The sequence below is a fragment of the Mycobacterium montefiorense genome (genome assembly GCF_003112775.1).
GTDB classification, from domain to species: Bacteria; Actinomycetota; Actinomycetes; order Mycobacteriales; family Mycobacteriaceae; genus Mycobacterium; species Mycobacterium montefiorense.
In genome coordinates this window covers 244,361-266,468 of sequence record NZ_BFCH01000011.1, presented here as the reverse complement: position 1 = coordinate 266,468, position 22,108 = coordinate 244,361, and the positions used below count along the sequence as shown (strand labels likewise).

Below are 22,108 nucleotides of genomic sequence, written 5' to 3'. Positions count from 1 at the left end.
CGAGTACCGTCGCAACGATGGCCTTGGGATTCATCGCCGACTCCTGCGTCCTGTGGACTGGCTTCGATATGTCGGTCGTGGCCAGGACTTACGCGCAATTCACCGGGATCCTCGCCGGTTTTGCCTTTGTCGTCATAAATCTCGTGCTTGACCGCGCCTATCGGCGCCGTGGCGAGGGGCGTGGGCCGCAGCCGCGCGAGGTCGACCATGAGACTCAAGTGGGAATTTCCCTGGTGTGTGCATTCCTGGGTCTTTTTCTGACGACCCTGCGGTATGGCTTGCTTGCCGGGGAGAGCGGATGCTCCCTCACCTATGGCCGAGCCGCCTCGGTGGAAGTGCTGGCCGCCGTATCGTTTGCGGCGTCCATTTACATATTGCTGTACGCCATTGTGCAGTTCTTTTCGGGAAACTCAGGCACGCTGGCCAGGCATTGCGTATTCGTCCTGGCGGTCTTCGTTCCCCCAATTTCGGTGTTCCTGGTGGAAGATACGCTCACACATCTGGCGCTCTCGCTGGGTGATCCGGAAACGCACCAGCCGCTCCAATCGTTGTGGGACTGGGCCAACCGGCTCGCGATTCCGATACCACTGGGGCTCATGGTCGTCTGTGCCGCCTTGTGGTACTTCGGAATTGGTAGACGTCGTTCGGTATCACCTGTCGGCCGCGTCGCGGGATTCATCCGGATGGCCGTTCCGTACGTCACGGTTGCCGTCGTTGCTGCCGTGATAGTGCGCTCCATCATGGCGTTGCGCTACACAAGTCCGGCGACACATATCAGTCCAACCGAAGCCTGGCTATGGGTAGGCGTGCTCACGGTCGCGTTGGCAGTTCAAAGTGGGGCGCTGTCGTTCCAAAAAGGCGTGGAGGTCCCCTTTGCCCAGGAGCCGGCAACGTCGGCCTAGCTGCGACCGCCTACAGCCCCTTGGGCGACTCGCGCACCGCCGTCACGGCATCGGCATCGCCGTCGAACTCGACCTGAGCCTGCCGCCCCACGGAGAACAGCAGCAGCTCCTCGGGCGCACCGGTCACAGTGACCGCCGCGCCACTGCCCGCGACCAGCACCGTCTTGCCTTCCGGCGTGCGCAACGCGATCCGCCCGGGAACCTTACCGAGGGTCATCCGGGCCATCAGCGGCAGTGTGCGACGCAGGCTTTTGGCCAGGGCCGGTTCCAGGGCGCGGGGCGTCCAGTTCGGCTGCGCACGGCGCACGTCCTCGTGGTGAATGAACATCTCGCCGATGTTGGCCACCGGGTCGAGCAGCTTCAGCGGAGAGTAGACCGGCGGGCCGGACGCGACTTTGTCCAGCAGCGCATCCCAGTCGGTCTGCCCGGCCACGTCGTTTTGCACCTTGGCGGTGTGGCCGGCGAAGAATGGGATCACGATGCCGGGGGCGGCGTCGGGACGGTATTCGCGAATCACCAGGTGGGCGGCCAAATCTCGTGTTGTCCAGCCGTCGCACAGGGTGGGCGCATCCGGCCCGACGCTACGCATGGTGTCAACGAGGGCGGCACGTTCGCGTTGAGCAACAGACACCTGAGCTCCCTTCACCGGCTGGCCTGCCCCCTCAGAGTAGGCAGGCCGGACCCCGCGATGTTAACGATTCTCGCCTCGGTAGATTCACATCTCATGAATGCAGGTGTTGAACAGTTGGAGTTTCAGGCCGAGGCGCGACAACTCCTGGATTTGATGGTCCACTCGGTCTACTCGAACAAGGACTCGTTTCTGCGGGAGTTGATCTCGAACGCTTCCGACGCACTGGACAAACTTCGGCTTGAGGCATTTCGCAACAAGGATCTCGACGTCGACACGTCTGACCTCCACGTCGAGATCGACGTGGACAAAGACGCGCGCACGCTGACCATCCGCGACAACGGCATCGGCATGGCGCGCGACGAGGTCATCGGTCTGATCGGCACGCTGGCCAAGTCGGGCACCGCCGAGCTGCGCCAGCAGCTTCGGGAGGCCAAGAACGAGGCGGCCTCGGAGGAGCTGATCGGTCAGTTCGGTATCGGCTTCTACTCGTCTTTCATGGTGGCCGACAAGGTCGAGCTGCTGACACACAAGGCCGGTGAGGGCGAAGCCATCAGGTGGGAATCCAGCGGCGAGGGCACCTACACCATCGAATCCGTCAAAGACGCCCCGCAGGGGACCGCCGTTACCCTGCACCTCAAACCAGAGGACGCCGAGGACGAGCTCCACGATTACACCTCGGAGTGGAAGATCAAGAGCCTCGTCAAGCAGTACTCCGACTTCATTGCATGGCCAATCCGGATGGAGGTCGTGCGACGACAACCTGCCTCCCAAGAAGGGGAGGAGGGCGGCGAAGAGGTCGTCACCATCGAGACCGAGACCTTGAACTCGATGAAGGCGCTGTGGGCTAGGCCCAAAGACGAAGTGTCCGACGAGGAGTACAAGGAGTTCTACAAGCACATCGCGCACGCCTGGGACGATCCGCTCGAGGTTATCGCGATGAAAGCCGAGGGCACCTTCGAGTACCAGGCCCTGCTCTTCATCCCGGCGCATGCCCCGTTTGACATGTTCAACCGGGACGCCAAGATCGGGGTCCAGCTGTACGTCAAGCGCGTATTCATCATGGGCGATTGCGACCAGCTGATGCCGGAGTATCTGCGGTTCGTCAAGGGCGTGGTCGACGCACAAGACCTGTCGCTCAACGTTTCTCGCGAAATCCTGCAACAGGATCGGCAGATCAACGCGATTCGTCGCCGGCTGACCAAGAAGGTGCTGTCCACGATCAAGGATCTGCAGTCCGAGCGGCCCGAGGACTATCGCACCTTGTGGACCCAGTTCGGCAGGGTTCTCAAGGAGGGCCTGCTGTCCGACGTCGACAACCAAGACACCTTGCTGCAAATCTCCTCGTTCGCGTCGACGCACAGCGAGGAGGACGCCACCACCCTCGCCGAATATGTCGCGCGCATGAAGGAGGGGCAGGAGCAGATCTTCTACGCCGCCGGTGAGACGCGGCAGCAAATCCTGAAGTCGCCGCACCTCGAGGCCTTCAAGGCCAAGGGTTATGAGGTCCTGGTCCTCACCGACCCCGTCGACGAGGTCTGGGTGGGCACCGTGACCGACTTCGACGGCAAACCGCTGCAGTCGGTGGCCAAGGGAGAGGTGGACCTCGGCTCCGGTGAGGACGAGAGCGACGCCGAACGCGAGGAGCGGGACAAAGAATTCGCCGACCTGCTGAGCTGGTTGCAGGAGACCTTGACCGAGCACGTCAAGGAAGTCCGGCTGTCTACCCGCCTGACCGATTCGCCGGCCTGCCTGATCACCGACGCGTTCGGGATGAGTCCGGCGCTCGCTCGCATCTACCAAGCGTCAGGGCAAAGTATCCCCATCGGGAAGCGGATTCTGGAACTCAATCCGGACCATCCGCTGATCACCGGGCTGCGCAAAGCTCACGAAGAGCGTGCCGACGATCCCACGGTCGCCGAGACCGCGGAATTGCTGTACGGCACCGCACTGCTGGCCGAAGGCGGCTCGCTCGAGGACCCGGCCAGATTCGCTGAGCTGCTCGCGAACCAGTTGGCTCGCACGCTGTAAGCAGCGCCGGCAGTCAGCTGTAGGTGGCCAGCATTGCCTTCATAGTCGCCGCAGAAGATTTGGGCGCCGGCCCGCCAAGGTGGCGATGACGAAGGTCGTCGGCGAGGTCTTGCCATACCTTCGGACCCTGATTGTGTACGTAGGGGAAGAAGGGGCCGGTGATCGGGCTGGCCGGCAGATGCTTGGTACCCCAGGTGCCGATCATGATCAGGGTGGGCAGCAGTTCGATCGCCGGCTCGGTGAGGCTGTAGCGAATCTTCTGTTTATGGGTGAGATCTCCGCTCGTGGTCAGCAGCCCTCCTTCAACAAGGTTTCGAAGCCGCGTGGCGAGAATGTTCGAGGCTATTTTCTCCTCCGATCGCTGAAGGAGCACACGAAAATAGCGCCGATCGGCGATCATGATGTCGCGCAACACGATAAGGCTCCACCGATCGCCGAGTAGCTCAGTGGTCAGATTGATCGGGCAGTCTGAGCGACCAGTTATTGCCACCGGATACCTTCATTCCCATCATTCTCGAACATTCTGGCACTGATTGCATGATACAACCGGTCTGTGTTGGTGATTCCCGAAGCGGCCGGCTGCGCATCAAAAGCGGTTAGGCGTCGATGCTGTGGTTAACCGGCTGTGTTCAACGAACCAGTCGCGTGCCGCAGATCCGGCGACTCCGAAATGTGTTGAGTAGGTGTCGAAGTGGCCTCCCGGATGCGCAACGAGCTTCTTGGGCTCCCCTGCGGTGGCGAAGACCTCACGCTGGACCTTGACGAACGTGCAGGTGTCCTGCTCGCCGACCACCATCAATAGTGGTTTGGGAGCCACGAATGGCACCCATCCGGCAGGTTCGAATTCCACGAGATGCTCTAATGAGCGCAGTGTGACGGTGTTGCGCCAGGTCCCCAAATCCTCGAGCTCCTGGAGGTAGGCGGCATCGACCGCGGGGGGCAGCGCGCAAAAGCCACCTGGTTCGGTTGTGAACACAGGAACCATCTCAGGGTCCCCACCGGCCAGTCGCACCGCGCGATCCTTGACGCTACGACGGCGGACTTCGGCGACGCCGTCCTCGCCGAGCAGCAGCGGCGCATTGCGATGTCCACTGACGTTGGGGACCTGAGCGACGACCGTACCCACCCGCGCATCGCAGGCCGCCAGCACCATCGCCAGTCCGCCGGCGTAACTGGACCCGAACACCCCCACCGTCACCGTGTCGTCGAACTCCGGTTGCGTCAGGCTGAACGTAATCGCGTCCTGCCAATCGCAGATCTGCTGATAGGGGTCCACCTCGTAGCGAGGCAGCCCCTCGGACGTGCCGAATGAGCGATGATCGTAGAGCAGCACGCTGAATCCGGACGCGGAAAACGAGGCCGCGTAGTGATCCAGCTGCTCCTTCACGCCGCTAAACCCATGTGCCATAACGATTCCCGGAGCACTGCATTGTTCAGGGGCGTGCAGTACGCCGCGCAGGACGATCCCGTCCTCGGTCGTGAACTCGACGTCTCGTTTCATGGGTCACTTCCTTTCAGGTCCGATGCCGCGTGGCGGGGGATGACAACGACGACTGCCATTATTTTACAACTAGTGGTCAAACACAATCGGATGGGCTACGTTGCAAGAGTCGAATGGTTGTTCAAGCCAACGCCGTCCCGGCCCGACCGTGACAACAAATCAAAGGAGAATCACATGCCGCTCTGGCACATCTACACTCCGGTTGGCGCCTACTCCGCCGAAGACAAAAAGGCCATGTCAGCTGCCCTGATGAGCGTCTACGTCGATGCGGGCCTGCCGAAGTTCTATGTCAACGTGCTCTTCCACGAGGTCGCCGAAGAGAACTTCTACATCGGCGCCGAGCCACGGAACAACTTCGTTCGCCTGGTCGCCGAGCACATCGCCCGTCACCTGCCGACCACCGAACATCGCAGGCACGCAATGGCGCTCTTCGAGGCACAGATCGCGCCCTTTGTGAGGGATCGAGGCTACGACTGGGAGATGCACGTCGACGAAACGCTGTTCGACTTCTGGCAGGTGCAGGGTTTGGTGCCGCCACTGGCCGAGTCGGAGGGGGAGAAGCAGTGGGTTCGAGAGAACCGGCCGGTTCCCCACGAGCGGGTTTAACGGGCCCAAAGAGACTGACCGACAGGCAACTTGGAGGCAACCCATGACTACCGAAACCCAGTCTACTGACACCGATCAGGCCGACCCGAAAGCATCTCCGCCGATCCGCGCGACTGTCTACGTGGGCCGCTGGCCCACTATCCCGGCAGTTGAAGTTCCGGGTTGGCCGAAGGGGAAGTTTTCGCCTACGACCTCCACCATCATCAGCGGTGCGACCGAGGCGGTGCTGGTTGACGCGCAATACCTCAAGGACGACGTCCGCGATCTGGGGGATCTGATTGAACGCACCGGCAAGAGGCTGACGACGATCTACATCACCCATGCTCACGCCGACCATTATCTGGGCCTAGGGCCCCTGCTGCAGCGATTCCCGGACGCCCGGTGTGTGGCGCTACCCAACGTGGTTGAAGCGATCAAGCAAACGATGGAGCTTCAGCAGACGCAGTGGGGGTTGTTGTTCGGTGACGCCACGGTCGAGGGCGGGCCGTTGCCCGAACCGATCGAGGGCGACACGCTCTACGTTGACGGTTCACCTCTGCACGTCATCGAGGTCAAACAGGCAGACATCAATCCGACCAGCATCGTCCATATCCCAGCAATCGGGGTGGTCGTCGCCGGCGACGCGATTTACAACGAGATTCACGCGATGCTAGGTCTTTCCACACCGGAGCAGTGGCAGGACTGGCTCGGGACCGTCGACCTCGTCGAGAATCTGCACCCGCGGATGATTGTCGCCGGTCACCGCCGGCCCGATGGCGATGACCACGCCGTCGACTCCATGATTGCCCAAACACGTTCGTATATCCGGGATTTCGCCGCGCAGTCCGAGGCTGCTGAGACCGTCGACGATCTGGTGTCAGCGATGACCGCTAGATATCCGCATCACGGCAACTTGTGGACTCTGCAGTTCTCGGCGTCGAACGTCATCGGCCGACGTGATGGCGGCAATTCGCTTACCGAGGCCAGCTAGCGAGGTCTCAACACTCGCGGGAGATATCAGTCGTGGATTAAAGACGCACCAAAAGGGATAATTAAGCCCCATGGCTGAGTTTCGAGCGATCGACCCACGCGGGAAGGTCGTCGCATCGAAAGACTTTGCCAGCGCCGAGGCAGCGCATTCCTGGTTCATCGCCCTTACCGCGGACAGCTCCGAGCTGGGTTGGCGCATGGAGGTCAGCGACGACGGGAATTGGGCACACTTCGACGACACCGGTGGCTTCACCGCCCCGGCGAGCCGCCATCCAGAAAGGCGCAGTTAGTCGGCGGTGGACAGCCGTTTCGCGGCATCGCCGCCGTGGGTCAGGTGGACAGGGAACTGGTCGCCGGGCTCGGGCCAGGGCTGGCGCGCCAGCATGTCGGCGACGGTGACGTAGCCTTCCTCGATCACACCTTTTTTGGCATCCGCGATGCGATACCACTGCCGTTGGGTCTGAATAGGTTGGCCTTCCAGGATGACCACCCTGACATCGCCCTCTTCGAAGTGACAGCGCCGCTGCAAGGCCTCCAGCAGTTGCTCGTTGTGCAGGTGACCCTCGCCGAAGTTCCAGCCGACCAGGGGGCCGGCGACGATTTCGCCCTCGCGCATCCGGTAGTCGGCTTCGTTGTCGACGGCGCGCGATAGGAGCCCGTTGAGCGCCCGGCCATGGGTGTGCATCGACCGAAAAGCGCCAGCTTTGTCGATTGTGATCTCGGCAGTCGCCGGGTCGTAGAGCTTGGCCAGTTGCTTGGCAGTAAGAGCAGAGCTTTTGACGACGTCGGCTTCGATCTTCTCTTCGGTGCCCGCGCGGAAGCACCAAACGCTGGTCGCCCAGTTGCCGGCGTAGTAGCGCATCGCCGGAAGAAACGAAAACTGCTGGGGGAAAAGGTTTCCCAGGATCGGCACCACGGCCAGCGCGACGACGAGGATGGTCAGCAACAACGGAGACTGCAGGTCCGTCACGTGAATCGTGTTGTAGTGCCCGAACAAATAGAACAGCGAGAAGATGAGGAACACGTTCCACTCCAACGGAACTCCCATCGGGAGGTTGGAAATGATATTGAGGTGGAAGATCACCATGAAGGCGATCAGGAACCACGCCCAGCCGTGGCCGTCGGCGAAGAAGACCAAAACCAAGGGCACCAGGAGTTCGGCCGTGGTGCCGCCGACATGTGCCATGACTTTCGGCACCCACGACGGACGCAGGTCATTGACCGGGTCGCGGTAGAGCCGGTGTTTCACCCAGTTGAACAATTTGCTCCGCAAGAGCGGGTGATTGCTCGTCATCACCGCCACGACGTACGGGAAATGATGGTTGAGCTTGGAGGTCGCCGCGCCCCACCACAGCGCGAGCATGATGATTTTGAATCCGGCGATCTGATCGGTGAACGCGAAGAAGAACACGAACAGCGTTAACCAGTAGTGTTCGCCGCGCGCCGCAAGGAAGACCGTCTTGTCGCGCAGGCCCAACAGCGCCAGCGCGATGATCGCCGGCACTAGCAACACCGGATCGAGCAGGCCGACGTCGCCGGCCGCAGTGACCGGGCCGCCGCCGGCCGACAGCAACGCCCAGATACCGGATGCCAGCACGATCACATAGAGGGCCACGTCGACGATCGTGCGAGTATCTCCCCGCGTGAAGGGAACCACACGCGGCCAGGGTGGCAGACGAATCGTGTTGGGCCGCAACCAAAACAGAAATCCGCCGATGGGGGGCCAGAATCTGGCGGTGAGCGGACCGGAGCCGCAGCCCAGGCCGAGGACCTCGAACAGCAGGGTGAAGACGACGACCTTCTGGTACACGATCGGCTGGGTCCACCACACTTCGATGCGGTCCAGCCCACCCAGGCCGGGGGTTAACGCGATGACCGCGGCGGCCCCGCCGGCATAAGCGGCCATCTTGAGCACGTACAGCAGATAGATCGCAGACGGGGTGCCGAAGCCGTGCTCCACCCAGTGCCGAGTCACCACTTGCATCCTGGTGGACCGGGGCAGCGTGGGCCAGGTGTCGTGATCGACATCTGGCAGGTCCGGCGTTATGAATCCCATGATGGCCTCGTTCCGCGTTGAACCCAGTGGCGAATATTCAATCTAGCGTCACCGCGCGATTTAGCCAGTACCTGACGAATTCCGGGTATCCAGTTCGCGCGCCGATGCAGACAAACCCCGCACGACGGTCGTTTTGACGATCACGCTGCGGCAGAATTGGCTGACGTGCAACGCGAGAGCCGTGGGTGGATGAACGACGAGAGCATTCGGGCCAAAATTAGTGCTAACGAATGTAATTGGAACGCTCGGGTGCCGATCCACGTGAATAGCGCGTTCTACGGAATCGGCGATCGCCACCCCACGACCTGGTTTGCCCCGTTCGAGTGGTACGACCTCGGTGAGCTGGCGGGCAAAGAGTTAGTACATCTGCAGTGTCACTTGGGCGTGGAGACGCTGGCCTTCGCGCTCAAAGGCGCTTACACCACCGGGCTGGATTTCTCGTCCGCGTCGGTGCGGGAGGCGCAGCGCATCGCGCACCAGGCCGGTCTGGCCATCGAGTATGTCCGCGCCGACGTCTACGACGCTGTTGACGTACTCGGCACGCAACGGTTCGACATCGTCTATACGGGAAAGGGCGCACTGTGCTACTTGCCTGATCTGGCAGAGTGGGCGCAGACGATTTCGCGCCTGCTTAAACCGGGCGGCTTCCTGTACCTGGTGGAATTCCACCCGCTGCTCAACGCACTCGGACCTACCCAGAAGCCAGGTTTCCCAAACGATTTGGTGATCCGCCACGACTATCTTGGTGGCCGCGGTGCCGTCGAACGCGATAGCACCCACAGCTATACCGATGGTCCAGCGCTGGCCGGCGACACGGTCCACTACGAGTGGCCGCACGGCCTAGGCGAAGTCGTCACCGCCATCACCCAAGCCGGTTTTGCAATCGAAAGACTCACGGAGACTGTCCTTTTGCCGTGGCAGCGCTGGCCGTTGATGGAGCCGGCGGCCGGCGGCTGGTGGGCAATGCCGGAAAGCGAACCGCGGTTCCCATTGATGTACGGGCTCAAGGCGTACCGAGAACGCTGACTCGAGAGGATTTACTCATGTCGACTACTGGAGAACCGCTTTCGTCGTGCGGCGACACCTGGCTTGCCGCGGCGCAGGGGGAACGGCAAGCGATCCGCGTCGACAGCCGGACCACGGGCGGTGCTTACGCAATTATCGAGTCTGCAGCACAACCCGGGTGCGCTGTACCGACCCATCTGCATCGCAACGAGGACGAACACTTCTTGGTGATCTCGGGGCGGTACCGAATCGCAGTCGGTAGCGAGCTCTTCGATGCGCCCCCGGGTGCACGCGTCACGGTGCCGCGCAATTCGCCGCACAGTTGGCGCAACATTGCTCAAGCGGAGAGTCGACTGCTGGCGATTCTCATCCCGGGAGGGTTTGAGCAAATCGCCTACCAGGTCGCGCGCACCCCTGCCGACCAGATTCGAGAACTAGCCGCCCGGTACGGGTGTGACATTCTCGGCCCGCCGGTGGCCTAACGCGGGGACGAATATTCGTCGGCGATCTCGGTGTCCTGGCAAAGGAACCGATAGAGCAGCTCCCCGGTTTCGAGGAGATGTTCGGTGACCAGCGACTGTGCGGTTTCAACGTCGCGCTGCCGAACCGCCCTGAGCAACGCAGTGTGTTCGCGGTCGGAGGATCGCTTGTGCACCGGCAGCCCGAACTTGAGCCGCAGATAGCGCTCACCCCGTCCATGCAGCATTTCGATCATTTCGAGGAGCTGCGGTCGCGCGGCGGGGACGTAGAGACTCAAGTGAAAGGCTTCGTTACGAGCGACGTAGAGCGACGGATCTTGCTCGGCCGACGCTGCTTTGCAGAGTGCGGCCGCATGCCGCAGTGAGGCCGGTGTGTGAGCAGGTATGGCCAGACCGATGGCGAGACTTTCGAGCGCGGCTCGGATTTCATAGATTTCTCGCGCTTCACCGGCAGACAGTGGCGCCACCGTCGCGCCCTTGTTGATCTCGACTTTGGCCCAGCCCTCGCTTTCGAGCTGGCGCAGGGCCTCGCGAACCGGGATCGCGCTGACGGAGAAGTGCCGTGCGATCGCGTCCTGGCGCAGCGGCGTGCCGGGCGCAAGGGTGCCGTCGACGATGGCCGCGCGCAGCGCGTTCGCGATCATCCGGGACGTGCTACCCCGCTCCGCTAACGACAGTGACGCGGGTAGTGCGGTTGCCGGACCGAGGAGGGCAGAACGATTCGTTGCGCGCGTCATCTTTATATTATATACAATTATGTACTCGCTTCGATCCCAAAATTCACCAGTCATGGTCGTTCAGCCGGAGGCGCTGTATGAGTTCAACGACAGACCGGGCGGTACCCGTACGTCATCGCACACCGCTGAATCGTTCGCAGATTGCCGGATTCTGGGGGGCATGGACGGGTTGGATGCTCGATGGTATGGATTCGTTCATCTACGCATTGGTGCTCACGCCCGCGCTGACTGAACTGTTGCCGCGGGCGGGCTTCGCCCCAACGCCGGCCAACGTCGGCCTCGCGGGATCGATCCTTTTCGCGCTATTCCTGGTGGGCTGGGGTCTCTCATTCATCTGGGGGCCGCTCGCCGACCGCTTCGGGCGAACGAAGGTGCTGGCGGCGACCATCTTCACCTTCGCGATCTTCACCGGGCTTTCGGCGATCGCTCAAAACGTCTGGGAGCTTGCCAGCTTCCGTTTCATCGCGGGTGTGGGGATCGGTGGCGAATGGGCGCTCGCCGGAACTTATGTGGCTGAGGCATGGCCAGAGGACCGGCGCAAAATGGGCGCAGGCTATTTGCAGACCGGCTACTACGCCGGCTTCTTCCTGGCGGCGGCGCTCAACTACACGATCGGCGTGCAATTTGGTTGGCGTGCAATGTTTCTGACTGGCGCGGTGCCGATCGTCGTGGCGATTCTGATCCTGACCCGAGTCAAGGAGACCGAGAAGTGGCAGCGGGCTGAGGTGGGCACCTCGGTTCGCGTGAACCCATTGCGCGAAATTCTCAGCGCGCGCTATCGGCGCCGCACCTGGGTGGCGTGTGCGCTGCTGACGATTGCGATCGTGGGCTTATGGGCAGGGACGGTTTACGAACCGACCGCCGTGATACAGCTGGCACACCAAGCGGGTTTGGGCAAGAACGACGCGACAAAAACCGCTTCGTTGGCCACGGGCTTGTTGTCGATCGGGACCATCCTGGGTTGTCTCGTCTTGCCGCTGATTGCGGAACGGGTCGGACGCAGGAAGACCGCCGCGATCTATTTTGCGGGGATGGCCGTCGCGATTACCGGCAGCTTTGGCTGGGCGTTCTATCTGCCCAACGGCCTCGCGCCGTTTATCGCGTGGCTGTTCGTGCTCGGCTTCTTCGGCGGAAACTTCGCGTTGTTCAGCCTCTGGTTGCCCGAACAGTTCGAAACACGAGTGCGCGCAACGGCATTTGCGTTCTGCACATCTTTCGGCCGATTCGTCGGCGCCGGCGTGAACTTCGTACTCGGCGCGGCAGTGCTGCACACACATACCTTGGGGCTGCCCGTTGCCCTGACGGCGATCGTATTTGTGATCGGGCTCTTCATCATTCCGCTGGCGCCCGAGACGCACGGCGAGGTGCTGCCGCCGTAGGGGAGTCGTCGTCGTACCGCGCGGGCAAGCCGGGAGTAAATGCATGAGTTGGCACCGTGGCTCCGGTGGCCGGCGTGACGCCGGTCCATTCCGTGAGAGCATCTTCGGCCCAGCGGGCCCAGCGGATGACGGCCTCGTGTTGGCCCATCAGCAGCTTGCCGGCAATTGCCGCGACGGGCAGCCGGTCCGGGAAGGGCCCGCCCGTGGCGTCGTAGTCTTTCGATCTGTCCATTATTTCGGTGAGTCGCGCCTCGGCGTCGGCCCGGATTTCCCGCACGGTCGCACGGAACTGACTTACGTCGCCGGCGTCGGCGAAGGCGACCTTGATCATGGCTTCGAATTCCATCCGCATCCCTGCGGCGGGCGCATCCAGGTAGTCGCGGAGCGCGGCGCGTCCGGCGTCAGTGATCTGGTAGACCGTGCTACGCCGTTTGCCGGTGAAAGTAACCTGCGAGTCGGCCAGGCCGGCGGACGCCAGTTTTTTCGGCTCCTCATAGATCATGCTGGCGGCCCGAGGCCAGAACCAGCACAGTGTCCGCTCCATCTGTTGAGCGAGTTCATAAGTCGTGAACGGCTGGATCGAGAGCAGCCCGAGGATCGCGAATGACGTCGGGCTCAGCTGCTTGCGAGGCATGGGTTGACAATACTCCAGATCGGACTAACGTGATAGATACTCCGGTATGGAGTATTTGGAAGGAGGGCCATGCCTGACTCGCCCAGTGATTCGGCGGCCGACGACGACCATCCGGGCGCGTCCGGTCTGCAGACGCGGTTGACCCGCGAATACCACGTTCGCCATCCCTTCGTCGGCGCGGGCATGGGGTTCATCGCACACGAACAGCTCGCCGCGGCGGTTACCAACGCCGGCGGATTGGGCGTGCTCGGCGCATCTCCGGATCCGGCTGAAAGTCTGGCCGTAATGGTAGAACGATTGCGCGCCTTGACTTCTGGGCCGTTCGGGGTGGACCTGATCTGCGCCGACACCGGGTTCGGCCCGGCCAGCACCGACGCGCACATCGACGAATGTATCCGGCTGAACGTACCGCTGGTGGTGTTTCACCATGACCCACCGCCGGCCCGCTGGGTCGGTGCACTGCGCGCGGCGGGAATACGCGTCTGGATGCAGGCCTCATCGTCGGAGATCGCCTCGACCGCGATCGGCCTCGGCGTCGATGGAATAGTCGCCCAGGGCAGCGAAGCCGGCGGCCATGCCCGCGGACGCACACCCTTGCATGCGTTGTTGCGGACGATTCGTCAGAACTGGCCCGACATGCTGGTGCTTGCAGCCGGTGGGATATCCGACGGGACAGCCGCAGCCGCGGCTTTGCGGGCAGGCGCGGATGGAGTGTGGGTGGGCACGGCTTTGGTCGTGGCCGTGGAAGCCAATGCTCATCAAGAGTACAAGCGCCGCCTGATCGATTCGCCCGGCAAGACGTTGCGCACTAATGCCTTCGGACCGGAATGGCCCGACCAGCCTTACCGCCTTCTCGCGACCCCCGCAGCGCACAACGCCGAGGTAAGTGCTGGTGGTGCCGCGCCGCAGCAGGGCGACAGCATCGGCAGTACGCGACTGTTTCCGCATTCCGCCAACATGCCGTACGACTTGCCGATTCAGTCGGCGTTGCCCCCCACGCCCGAGACCGGCGGCGATTGGGAGTTGATGGTCTACCCGGCCGGACAAGGGGTGAGCGCGGTTCGACGCGTAGCGCCGGCCGCCGAAATCATCGAGCAGATGATGAGCCAGGCGTACAACGTTCTCGAAAGCTGACACTCATCGCGGGCGTGCTGCGCGCCGGCTATTGACGGCTTGAGCCCAAGACCGGAGGGTTTACTATGCCAACTTTTAGTAGGGTGTCGCATATTTCGTTCTCCGCTCGTGATGCCGAGGCCAGCGCCCGATGGTGGGCTGCGTTGCTTGACCTGACCGAAATCGACCGGGTAGCCGGCGACGGATGGCGTGGCATCTTGCTGATGCATCCGAACACGCGGACGATCATCGAATTCCAGCAGCACGATGCGAATCAGGGCGAGGGCTTCGATCCGCGGCGTACCGGGTTGGACCACATGGCATTCAAAGTCGACACCCGCGGCGAACTTGATGAGTGGCTGGCACGTTTCGAGCAGCTCGGCGTCGATCACACCCCGATCGCTGATCGCGAATACGGTGCGGTGCTCACGTTCAAGGACCCCGACGGCATTCAGTTCGAAATGTTCTTCAAGGCTGATCACCCGTAACCAGATGTGCGGCACTCAGCAGCGGACACCGCGCAGCGGGTGCCGCAACTTCTTGATCTGATCGGCGCCCTTTTCGGCGATCATGACCGTCGCTGCGTTGGTGTTCCCACTGACGATCGCGGGCATCACCGATGCGTCGACAACCCGAAGTCCTTCGATACCACGGACTTTGAGATCGGGATCGACGACCGCTCGATCGTCGACACCCATCGCGCAGGTACCGACCGCGTGGTACTCGGTCTGCGACCAGTTCCTCGCGTGAACGACCAGGGTGGCCTGGTCGAGGTTCGCCTCGGTGGGCAGGTTCACTCCCTTGACGAACTTCGCGAACGACGGCTGGTGTGCGATCTCGATAGCCCCCCGCAGGCCGGCGACGACGTCGTGGACATCTGCCGGATCCGTGAAGTAGGCGGGATCGATGCGCGGAGGTGCCAGTGGATCGGCAGAATCCAGCCACAGCCGACCTCGGCTGCGCGGGTGGGTCACGGCGGCATTCATCGTGAAATTGGGTAGCGGTGGGCTGAAGCGACCGTGGTCAACGAATGAGGTTGGTCCGCCGATGAATTGGACGTTCGCTGCGGCGTCGCCGTTGGTGGATATGAATCCGCCCACCTCGCTGCCGTTGGAGGTAAATGGGCCGCCGCGTCGGTCCTGCCAGAGTGCAAGGTTTTCCGGGCTGGCCATCTCCAGCAGATCAGTAGACCCTTGAGTCGCCCATACAATCGGGGTCATCGTGTGGTCGTGCAGGTTCTCCCCGACACCGGGCAGATCGACTCTGACGTCGATGCCGAGTGCACGTAACTGGTCGGCCGGGCCGATGCCCGACAACAGCAGCAGTTGCGGGGAGTTGATGGTGCCTCCGGACAAAATGACCTCGGCGCCGGCATAAGCGGTCACCTCGGCGCCGTCGTGCAGGTAGGACACGCCGGTCGCACGGGCTCCATCCACCAGAATCCGGGTTGCGTGGGCATTGACCTGCACGGTCAGGTTAGAGCGGCCGAGTGCCGGTCTCAGATAGCCATCGGCGCCCGACCACCGCCAGCCTTGATGGCAGCTGACTTGGTAAGCACCCGAACCGATTTGGGATAGCCCGTTGAAGTCATCGGTGTTAACCAGGCCCCATTCATGCGCCGCGTTGATCCAGTTGTGCGAGAGCTCATGGGTGAAGATCCTGTCCTCGACGTGTAGCGGACCGCTCTGACCATGGAACGGTTGACCGAGACGGCTGTTGTTCTCGGCTTTGATGAAGTAGGGCAGCACGCTGTCGTAATCCCAACCGGCGCAGCCACGGTCGCTCCACCCGTCGAAGTCGGCTCGGTCTCCACGGATGTAGACCATCAGGTTGATCGAGGACGAACCGCCAAGTGTCTTGCCGCGCGGGTAGGCCATCGAACCCTGATAGTGCGTCTGTTGCTCGAGGCGATAGTCCCAGTCGACTTCCGTGCCGAATAGAGAGCCGAAGATGGCCGGTACCCGAATTGCGTCATGCGTGTCCTCGGGACCCGCCTCGAGCAAGAGCACCTGAGTCGACGGGTTCTCGGACAGGCGATTGGCCAGCACGCATCCGGCGCTACCAGCGCCGACGATGACGTAGTCGAAGGAATTGTGTGGTGAGAGTTGCGGTGAGGAGGTCATGCGCTGAACGCTACCTATATCTGAGATCAAATGCAATCAGATGGTGATTGACCTCACATTGTTGAGACTCAAGTGCGCAGGTTGGCCTAGGATTCAAGATCATGGGACGGGCGCAATCAGAAGGCATTGAATGAGGGACTACGACGGGAAGACCGGAGCCGAGCGGGTCGCCGGACGCCGGGCGCGATTGGTCGACGCCGGCATCGAGTTGTTTGGCGAACATGGCTACGCCGGCACTTCCATTCGCGCGGTACTTCGCCAAGCCGGACTGCGCGATCGGTATTTCGGCGAGAGCTTCGCCGACCTGGACGCGCTACTGGCGGCTGCCTACGACCAACTCATCGACGAGGAGGTCAGTGAATGCCGTGTTGCGATCGACGCCACCATCGGCGCCTCGGAAGGGGCGCGGGCGATGATCGACGCCATCAGCCGCGGGCTTCAGGGCAATCCCGGCCATGCGCGCATCAAGCTTCGTGAGGTGTTCTCGGGCGGGCCAATGGTTCAAGTCCAGCGTCGAGAAGGGCTTCGCAAGCTGGCCCAGCTTGTCGCCGACCTGTTGCCGGCGGCGGACGGCGTCGACGACCGTGAACGGCTGCTGCTCGGCGTCGGTGTAGTGGCCGCCGCCGACGCTTACTTACTCGCTTGGCTGGACGGTGAATTGGGTATGTCGCGCGAAGGCGTGGTCGACCTCGTGGCGCAGGTATTCGACTCGATTGCCGGGCGATTCGCCAGCCGTCAATAGCCGATCGATGGCAAGAAGGAACCGCGTGGTTCTTGGTAGTACCCCAGTGCCATCAGGTTCAGCATGTAGACGATCCGCAGGCCTTGGTCGAAGCACCACCGCATCAGTTCGGCATTACGCAACGGTATGAGAAATCCATTCCAAGTGAACTGGTCTGCGTTAGCGATCAAGGCGATGATGTCTTCATTGCTCACGGCAACCGAGTGGCCCGCGAAGCCGACATCGGTTGTGTATCCGGTTATTCGGCCGTCGCGTTCGACAACCTTGGCCGATCCGTGTGCGATCGCGTCGCGCAGTTCGCCACTTCGGTCGTGGCCATGCACCTGCAAACACAATTTGTCGCAGTCGGCCAGATCCTCTTCGTGCGCTGCGCGAACGTCAAATCCGTTGATTTGCATCGCTAATGGTGTGCCTTGGATTACGGCAAGCGGCTCACGCGTCTGAAAGCCGAGTTTGGTGTACAGGCTCATCGAACGGTTGTTATAGGCGACCTGTACCAGCCGCACTCCCATCGCCTGCTGCTGGGCACTTCGGTCTAACACGGCCTGCATCAAGGCGCGACCGGCGCGGCTGTCCTGTGCATCGGTAGCGACGCTGACCGGGCCCACGCTCGAGATCGCCGAACGTTCGTCGAGAAAGTTGCTGCCGATCAGCCCGTCGTCGGATTCTGCTACGACGCTGAAATATTCGGGGTGAGACTGTAATGCAGTGACGAGATCGTGGGCATGTTGTACCGAGGGGAAATCCGACGGAAAGTTGTGCCGAGCGGCGATCGCGTTGAAGGCTTTGTAGCAGATGCAAGCGCACTCGGTGGTGTCCGCCTGCGTCATGGTGCGTATGCGGGTCATCTGGTGTTCCTATCCGTCGCCTGCCTTAACGCCGTAGCCTACCTAGCTGGCCGGCAGCTAAACACCCAGCGGCTGAAAGGCTTCCCCTTCCAGGAAGGAGTTAGCCCCTTACAGCGCTGAGATCCATGCAGCGAAAATGCAAGGGGGAGAGGCGGGTACGTGCCAAAACGTCGCTAGCTGCCGGGCCCGATCACGAAACAGCGGCCGCTGTTAGTAGCGAGCAGGACCTCTTGAACCGAGGCCTTGTCGATCGTCGGGAATTCGAAGCGGTGTGTTTGTTGACCGGCGTCGATCGCGGCGTCCTGGGACTCGTTGGTGCCGTCCTTTTTACGCACTATCGCCGTGACCTTGTCGGGTTTCGACAGGTTCTGCGGCTCGTGGAAATACCAGATTTCGATCCCGGCGCCACCCGAATTAGCTTGCCAGCCATCGGAGTAGAAGCACGCGGGGTTGCCCTCAGCGTCGGGCGGGGGTGGCGTGCAGATCGAAAGCCCGACGCAGTCGGGTGGGCTGCTTGTCGCGGCGGGCGAAACGGTGGTGCTGGAGGGCAGGCTGGGAGAAGCGCTGCTGGTGGATGGTTTCGCCGAGCTCGAGCTGGACGCTTTTGGCGGCGATGCCTGTTGTGACCCGCAGGCAGACACTCCCGCAACCCCTAGCGCAATTGCTCCCAGAGCGAATAGCCGGCGAAGCATCGTGAAAGCCTCCCAGTAGCAGAACAGTGTTGCTCGCTGACGAATACAGAGCTAACACCTCGACGCGCTCGCATGGCAAGGGGGAGGCCCGGATGGCCGGTCAGGGGTGGTCGGCGATCCAGCTGGTGGTGAAGCGCTGCACCGCAGGAATGCTCTCGGCCAGGCCCGCTCCGAGGGTCTTCTCGAGTTTGCGGCCCACCAACGGGATTTTGACCTCCACTTTGACGGCGAATCTCAGCTGCGAGCCGTTGCCGGTCGGCTCCAGCCTCGCTTCCGCGCGGCCCCCTCCCACCCGGGGTGCAGCCGTGACGTTGACCTGCCCGAGAACATGTCCGTCCCCGGCCGGCGTCCATGTCTCGTCATGAATGAGTTTCAACTCGCCGGGCGCGAATTTAGCAACCGGCCCGGGTAGTAGCTGGCGACCCACGTGCTGTGTCACGCGTACTGTCACCCTGCCGTCGGAGTCGACATTCAGTGAATCCAGTGTGGTGGTCGCGCCGTCCCCAAGGGCGATTCTGGCCAGCCAATAGTCCTCGCGGCTGAACGCCGAATAAATCTGGTCAACGCTGGCAGGCGATTCGGTCAGGACGTCGAATGAGCGCGGCATAGCACCCCATTCTTACCAAAGTCCCGGCCGCGTGTTCGCGCCGACCCGAATGGGCTGGACGCCAGCGGAACTGACCGCGGGCTTCTCCGGTGGCGCTGCTTACTGTTTGTCGACCTTGCCGGCGATCTGTTTGGCGACGTTGATGCCGGCGTCCCCCGGATCCTTGCGGCATGCCTCGGTGTCGATCACGACGTTGTTGCGGACGGTCAGCGCCCGTTGGCAGCTTTGAGACATCGTGTCGCCGCCCTTGCCCAGCGTCACGTTGACGGTCGTGCTCAACACGCCGTTGGCGTTGGCAACCGGACCGACCTTCCACTGAATGTCGGGAGCGTCGGCGTCACCGCCGGGAACGGTCTCCTGGCGGTTGGCACAGGCCGGCCATTTCTGTGTCGACGCGTCGAAGAAGGCGCTCGCTTGCTGGGCGGACGGAAACAACACCACAAACTGGCTGACATCTGGGTTCGGATCACTCGACCCCGAGGGAATCGGGGCGAGGTCACGCTCGCCGTGCACCGCGGTGTTGCCGCTGCCGCTATACAGGGGCGTCAAGGCTTCACCGGTGATGAACAGGCACTCGGCGGGGAACTTGTATCCCTTGGGAAAGACGTCGGTGCTTTTGTCCTCTTGCAGGGTGTCGAACGATTTGTCGGTCTTCGAGCCGGTAACCCCGAGCACGCTGTCGACCTCGGCCGGAGTGAGCAGCAGATTCGGCAGCGCGGCCTGCGCGATAGGAGGCTTCGACGTAGTCGTGGTAGTCGTCGACGACGTGCCGCCACCGTGACCACCTCCGCAGGCGGCGACCGCTATTCCCGCAGCGACAACGGTGACGACGGCTGGTAGCTGACGCATGGCTGAGTGCCCTCCTGTTGAAGTTGACTCGACAAGCGTTCCGCGGACCCACGCGTTTGCTATGCGAGGTGTTTGCGGGTGGAGCATACGACAGCAACGCAGGTCGTGTGAGGTTTCTGGACAGCGGGTGCTGACACAGCTGACAAACTGTGGTGTGCCCGAAATTGATTTCGCCTCGGTATCACCGATCGTCCCCGTCCGAAATCTGGACATTGCCCTGGATCGTTACCGCCGTCTAGGGTTCGAAGCCCGCGGCTACCAGGGTGCGGCGCGTTACGGCTTTGTCGACCGCGGCTCGGTGTCGATGCATCTCAGCGAGTGGGCCGAACACGATCCGCTGCGTACCGCGGCCAGTGTGTACCTCTACGTCAGCGACGCCGACGCCCTTTACGCGGAATGGACGGCGCTGAAAGATCTCGACGGCCGATTCGTGGAGCCGGTCGATACCGACTACGGCTTAAGGGAATTCGCCTACGTGGATCCCGACGGCACCGCGCACCGGGTCGGCTCGCGGCTGCGACGATGATGACAGCGGGCTAGCTGTTGCGCCTGATCTTCAACGCCGTGGTGATCATCGGAATCTGAAGCGGTAGCCGGGCGAAGGCGGCGATGCGCATCGGCCATGGCTTGCTCCACCACAACCGGCACATGTTCACGTTCGCCGGGAAGACGCCGAGGAACAGCACGACGGCCGCCAGCGCGGCTGTGCGCCGAGTGCGTCGCGGCACCAGCAAGGCCCCGGTGGCAATCTCGACGACACCCGACGCGTAGGTGTAGAAGCGTGGATCTCCGGGCAGCTCGACGGGGACGATCGTGTCGAACGGTTTTGGGGCAAGGAAATGCACGGCGCCGATACCCATCAACATGGCTGCGACTCGGTATGCGGCGGTCTGGGCCTCGCGCTGGGCCAGTGATGTGGTGGTCATGGACCCATTGTGCTCACGTCCGGTGAATGTCGAGGTCTCCGGGGCTCGCGAGCTGGGGGCACGTCCCGCTCGCGGCAAAAGAGGGCCGAGGTCAACCGCGGTCGGCGTCGGTGAATCGGATGACGCCGCGGACGTTACGTCCCTCGAGCATGTCGCGGTAGCCATCGTTGATCTCCTCGAGGCTGTACTCGCGGGTGACCATGTCGTCGAGATTGATCTGGCCCAGCTTGTACAGCGCAAGGATTTCGGGAATGTCGTGCTGCGGGTTTCCGCCGCCGAACAAGCTGCCCTGCAAGCTTTTCTGCATCAGCGACACCGGCGAGGTTGAGCGTGACGTCGGTGGCCAGCACGCTTCCCATCGCCGTGACGACACATATGCCGCCCTTCGCCGTCAGCCCCATCCATGCCTCGACGTCGCGTCCTTCGCTGCGACCGACGGTGACGATCACCTTGTGACACATCAGGCCCGACGTGGCGTCGGCGATGCGGGCGGCGGCGCCGGCAGTATCGGCGAAAGTTTCTGTGGCGCCGAACTTCACCGCCTGTTCACGTTTCCATTCGAAAGGATCGATAGCGAATATCCTTCGGGCCCCTGAGATTCGGGCGCCCTGCACCGCGGCGACGCCGACACCGCCGATGCCGATGACCGCGACGTCGTCGCCGGGCTTGACCGCGGCGCTGCGTACCGCCGAGCCAAAACCGGTGGTGACTCCGCAGCCCACCAGACACGCAACTTCGAAGGGGATCGAGGGGTCGACCTTGACTACCGAGGTTTGATGCACCACCACATACGGCGCAAAAGTGCCCAGCAGCGACATCGGCAGCACGTTCTGTCCTTTCGCGGTCACCCGGAACGATCCGTCGGACACCGACTGGCCCGACAGCAGGCCCATGCCGAGGTCGCACAGATTGCGCAGCCCGGTCTGGCACGGCTTGCACGTCCCGCAGGACGGGATGAACGACATCACCACGTGATCGCCGACGGCCAGGTTCTCGACGCCTTCGCCGACATCGGTGATGATCCCGGCGCCTTCATGACCGCCCAGCACCGGAAAGCTCGGGATCGGGAAGTCGCCAGTCAATAAATGTTGGTCGGAGTGGCACAGGCCGGCCGTCTCCAGCTGGACGGTCACCTCACCGCGACGAGGATCGCCGATGTCGATCTCGTCGATCGACCACGGCTCGTTCAATTCCCAGACCAGCGCACCTTTGGTCTTCAACGGTAGGCCTCCGTGTTTACCCGAACCGCTTAATTGTTAGCGCCGTCACACACCCCGGCGT

At 62.4% G+C, this 22,108-nt stretch carries 24 protein-coding genes and 1 pseudogene; 12 read left to right on the top strand and 13 right to left on the bottom strand.

Annotation, left to right across the window (positions count from 1 at the left end):
- The first annotated feature begins 17 nt into the window (after positions 1 to 17).
- Positions 18 to 902 carry a hypothetical protein gene (locus DB708_RS08920; RefSeq protein WP_108921570.1) on the top strand — a complete coding sequence of 295 codons (885 nt, stop codon included), beginning with the start codon at positions 18 to 20 and terminating at the stop codon, positions 900 to 902.
- A 10-nt stretch (positions 903 to 912) separates the two neighbouring features.
- Here DB708_RS08920 and DB708_RS08915 read toward each other — a convergent pair whose 3' ends face one another.
- Positions 913 to 1,533, bottom strand: coding sequence for a TIGR03085 family metal-binding protein (locus DB708_RS08915; protein WP_108921569.1), 621 nt, complete (start codon positions 1,531 to 1,533; stop codon positions 913 to 915).
- Between the two features lie 93 nt (positions 1,534 to 1,626).
- Between DB708_RS08915 and htpG the strand changes: the two genes are divergently transcribed.
- Positions 1,627 to 3,561, top strand: coding sequence for a molecular chaperone HtpG (gene htpG, locus DB708_RS08910; protein ID WP_108921568.1), 1,935 nt, complete (start codon positions 1,627 to 1,629; stop codon positions 3,559 to 3,561).
- Between the two features lie 13 nt (positions 3,562 to 3,574).
- Here the strand turns inward: htpG and DB708_RS08905 are convergent, their stop codons facing one another.
- Complete coding sequence (locus DB708_RS08905; protein WP_201263466.1) at positions 3,575 to 4,051, bottom strand: winged helix-turn-helix transcriptional regulator; 477 nt, start codon at positions 4,049 to 4,051, stop codon at positions 3,575 to 3,577.
- A gap of 96 nt (positions 4,052 to 4,147) precedes the next feature.
- A complete protein-coding gene (locus tag DB708_RS08900) occupies positions 4,148 to 5,062 on the bottom strand; it encodes an alpha/beta hydrolase (protein WP_108921567.1) in 915 nt (304 codons plus the stop codon).
- Positions 5,063 to 5,236: 174 nt separating this feature from the next.
- Between DB708_RS08900 and DB708_RS08895 the strand changes: the two genes are divergently transcribed.
- The 3 genes from DB708_RS08895 (at position 5,237) to DB708_RS08885 (ending at position 6,927) form a co-directional block, all read left to right on the top strand.
- Positions 5,237 to 5,668 carry a tautomerase family protein gene (locus tag DB708_RS08895; RefSeq protein ID WP_108921636.1) on the top strand — a complete coding sequence of 144 codons (432 nt, stop codon included), beginning with the start codon at positions 5,237 to 5,239 and terminating at the stop codon, positions 5,666 to 5,668.
- Positions 5,669 to 5,711: 43 nt separating this feature from the next.
- Positions 5,712 to 6,638, top strand: coding sequence for an MBL fold metallo-hydrolase (locus DB708_RS08890; RefSeq protein WP_108921566.1), 927 nt, complete (start codon positions 5,712 to 5,714; stop codon positions 6,636 to 6,638).
- A gap of 70 nt (positions 6,639 to 6,708) precedes the next feature.
- Positions 6,709 to 6,927, top strand: a complete 219-nt coding sequence (locus DB708_RS08885) for a hypothetical protein (RefSeq protein WP_108921565.1) — start codon at positions 6,709 to 6,711, stop codon at positions 6,925 to 6,927.
- On the opposite strand, the gene DB708_RS08880 is transcribed toward DB708_RS08885, so the two are convergent.
- Complete coding sequence (locus DB708_RS08880; protein ID WP_108921564.1) at positions 6,924 to 8,693, bottom strand: DUF3556 domain-containing protein; 1,770 nt, start codon at positions 8,691 to 8,693, stop codon at positions 6,924 to 6,926. The genes DB708_RS08885 and DB708_RS08880 overlap by 4 nt on opposite strands.
- 261 nt (positions 8,694 to 8,954) lie before the next feature.
- On the opposite strand from DB708_RS08880, the gene DB708_RS08875 reads away from it, so the two are divergent.
- Together DB708_RS08875 and DB708_RS08870 are read left to right on the top strand one after the other, a co-directional pair.
- On the top strand, positions 8,955 to 9,719 hold the full coding sequence (locus tag DB708_RS08875) for a class I SAM-dependent methyltransferase (protein ID WP_235616692.1): 765 nt from the start codon (positions 8,955 to 8,957) through the stop codon (positions 9,717 to 9,719).
- Positions 9,720 to 9,736: 17 nt separating this feature from the next.
- On the top strand, positions 9,737 to 10,180 hold the full coding sequence (locus DB708_RS08870) for a cupin domain-containing protein (protein ID WP_108921562.1): 444 nt from the start codon (positions 9,737 to 9,739) through the stop codon (positions 10,178 to 10,180).
- Here DB708_RS08870 and DB708_RS08865 read toward each other — a convergent pair.
- Positions 10,177 to 10,821, bottom strand: coding sequence for a GntR family transcriptional regulator (locus DB708_RS08865; protein WP_201263465.1), 645 nt, complete (start codon positions 10,819 to 10,821; stop codon positions 10,177 to 10,179). The two genes, DB708_RS08870 and DB708_RS08865, sit on opposite strands and share 4 nt — an antisense overlap.
- A gap of 44 nt (positions 10,822 to 10,865) precedes the next feature.
- On the opposite strand from DB708_RS08865, the gene DB708_RS08860 reads away from it, so the two are divergent.
- Complete coding sequence (locus tag DB708_RS08860; protein ID WP_201263463.1) at positions 10,866 to 12,293, top strand: MFS transporter; 1,428 nt, start codon at positions 10,866 to 10,868, stop codon at positions 12,291 to 12,293.
- Here DB708_RS08860 and DB708_RS08855 read toward each other — a convergent pair.
- Positions 12,247 to 12,927: a PadR family transcriptional regulator gene (locus DB708_RS08855; protein ID WP_108921559.1), complete on the bottom strand. Its 681-nt coding sequence runs from the start codon at positions 12,925 to 12,927 to the stop codon at positions 12,247 to 12,249. The two genes, DB708_RS08860 and DB708_RS08855, sit on opposite strands and share 47 nt — an antisense overlap.
- 69 nt (positions 12,928 to 12,996) lie before the next feature.
- Between DB708_RS08855 and DB708_RS08850 the strand changes: the two genes are divergently transcribed.
- Both DB708_RS08850 and DB708_RS08845 read left to right on the top strand, forming a co-directional pair.
- A complete protein-coding gene (locus DB708_RS08850; protein WP_108921558.1) occupies positions 12,997 to 14,061 on the top strand; it encodes an NAD(P)H-dependent flavin oxidoreductase in 1,065 nt (354 codons plus the stop codon).
- A 65-nt stretch (positions 14,062 to 14,126) separates the two neighbouring features.
- Entirely contained in the window at positions 14,127 to 14,528 is a 402-nt protein-coding gene (locus tag DB708_RS08845; protein ID WP_108921557.1) for a VOC family protein, read from the top strand.
- A 15-nt stretch (positions 14,529 to 14,543) separates the two neighbouring features.
- On the opposite strand, the gene DB708_RS08840 is transcribed toward DB708_RS08845, so the two are convergent.
- Entirely contained in the window at positions 14,544 to 16,163 is a 1,620-nt protein-coding gene (locus DB708_RS08840; RefSeq protein WP_108921556.1) for a GMC family oxidoreductase, read from the bottom strand.
- Between the two features lie 130 nt (positions 16,164 to 16,293).
- On the opposite strand from DB708_RS08840, the gene DB708_RS08835 reads away from it, so the two are divergent.
- Positions 16,294 to 16,905, top strand: a complete 612-nt coding sequence (locus tag DB708_RS08835) for a TetR/AcrR family transcriptional regulator (RefSeq protein WP_108921555.1) — start codon at positions 16,294 to 16,296, stop codon at positions 16,903 to 16,905.
- On the opposite strand, the gene DB708_RS08830 is transcribed toward DB708_RS08835, so the two are convergent.
- From DB708_RS08830 to DB708_RS08815, 4 genes are all read right to left on the bottom strand, one after another.
- On the bottom strand, positions 16,899 to 17,753 hold the full coding sequence (locus tag DB708_RS08830) for a GNAT family N-acetyltransferase (RefSeq protein ID WP_108921554.1): 855 nt from the start codon (positions 17,751 to 17,753) through the stop codon (positions 16,899 to 16,901). The two genes, DB708_RS08835 and DB708_RS08830, sit on opposite strands and share 7 nt — an antisense overlap.
- Before the next feature lie 173 nt (positions 17,754 to 17,926).
- Entirely contained in the window at positions 17,927 to 18,394 is a 468-nt protein-coding gene (locus DB708_RS08825; protein WP_235616691.1) for a hypothetical protein, read from the bottom strand.
- Positions 18,395 to 18,545: 151 nt separating this feature from the next.
- Entirely contained in the window at positions 18,546 to 19,052 is a 507-nt protein-coding gene (locus tag DB708_RS08820) for a DUF2505 domain-containing protein (RefSeq protein ID WP_108921552.1), read from the bottom strand.
- Positions 19,053 to 19,151: 99 nt separating this feature from the next.
- Positions 19,152 to 19,901, bottom strand: coding sequence for a sensor domain-containing protein (locus tag DB708_RS08815; protein ID WP_108921551.1), 750 nt, complete (start codon positions 19,899 to 19,901; stop codon positions 19,152 to 19,154).
- A 163-nt stretch (positions 19,902 to 20,064) separates the two neighbouring features.
- Between DB708_RS08815 and DB708_RS08810 the strand changes: the two genes are divergently transcribed.
- On the top strand, positions 20,065 to 20,427 hold the full coding sequence (locus DB708_RS08810; protein ID WP_201263476.1) for a bleomycin resistance protein: 363 nt from the start codon (positions 20,065 to 20,067) through the stop codon (positions 20,425 to 20,427).
- A gap of 10 nt (positions 20,428 to 20,437) precedes the next feature.
- Here the strand turns inward: DB708_RS08810 and DB708_RS08805 are convergent, their stop codons facing one another.
- The gene (locus DB708_RS08805) at positions 20,438 to 20,827 is read right to left on the bottom strand and encodes a DoxX family protein (protein WP_108921549.1); all 390 of its coding nucleotides are present in this window, start codon (positions 20,825 to 20,827) and stop codon (positions 20,438 to 20,440) included.
- A gap of 91 nt (positions 20,828 to 20,918) precedes the next feature.
- Positions 20,919 to 22,047: pseudogene (locus DB708_RS08800) on the bottom strand (NDMA-dependent alcohol dehydrogenase).
- Positions 22,048 to 22,108 lie beyond the last annotated feature (61 nt).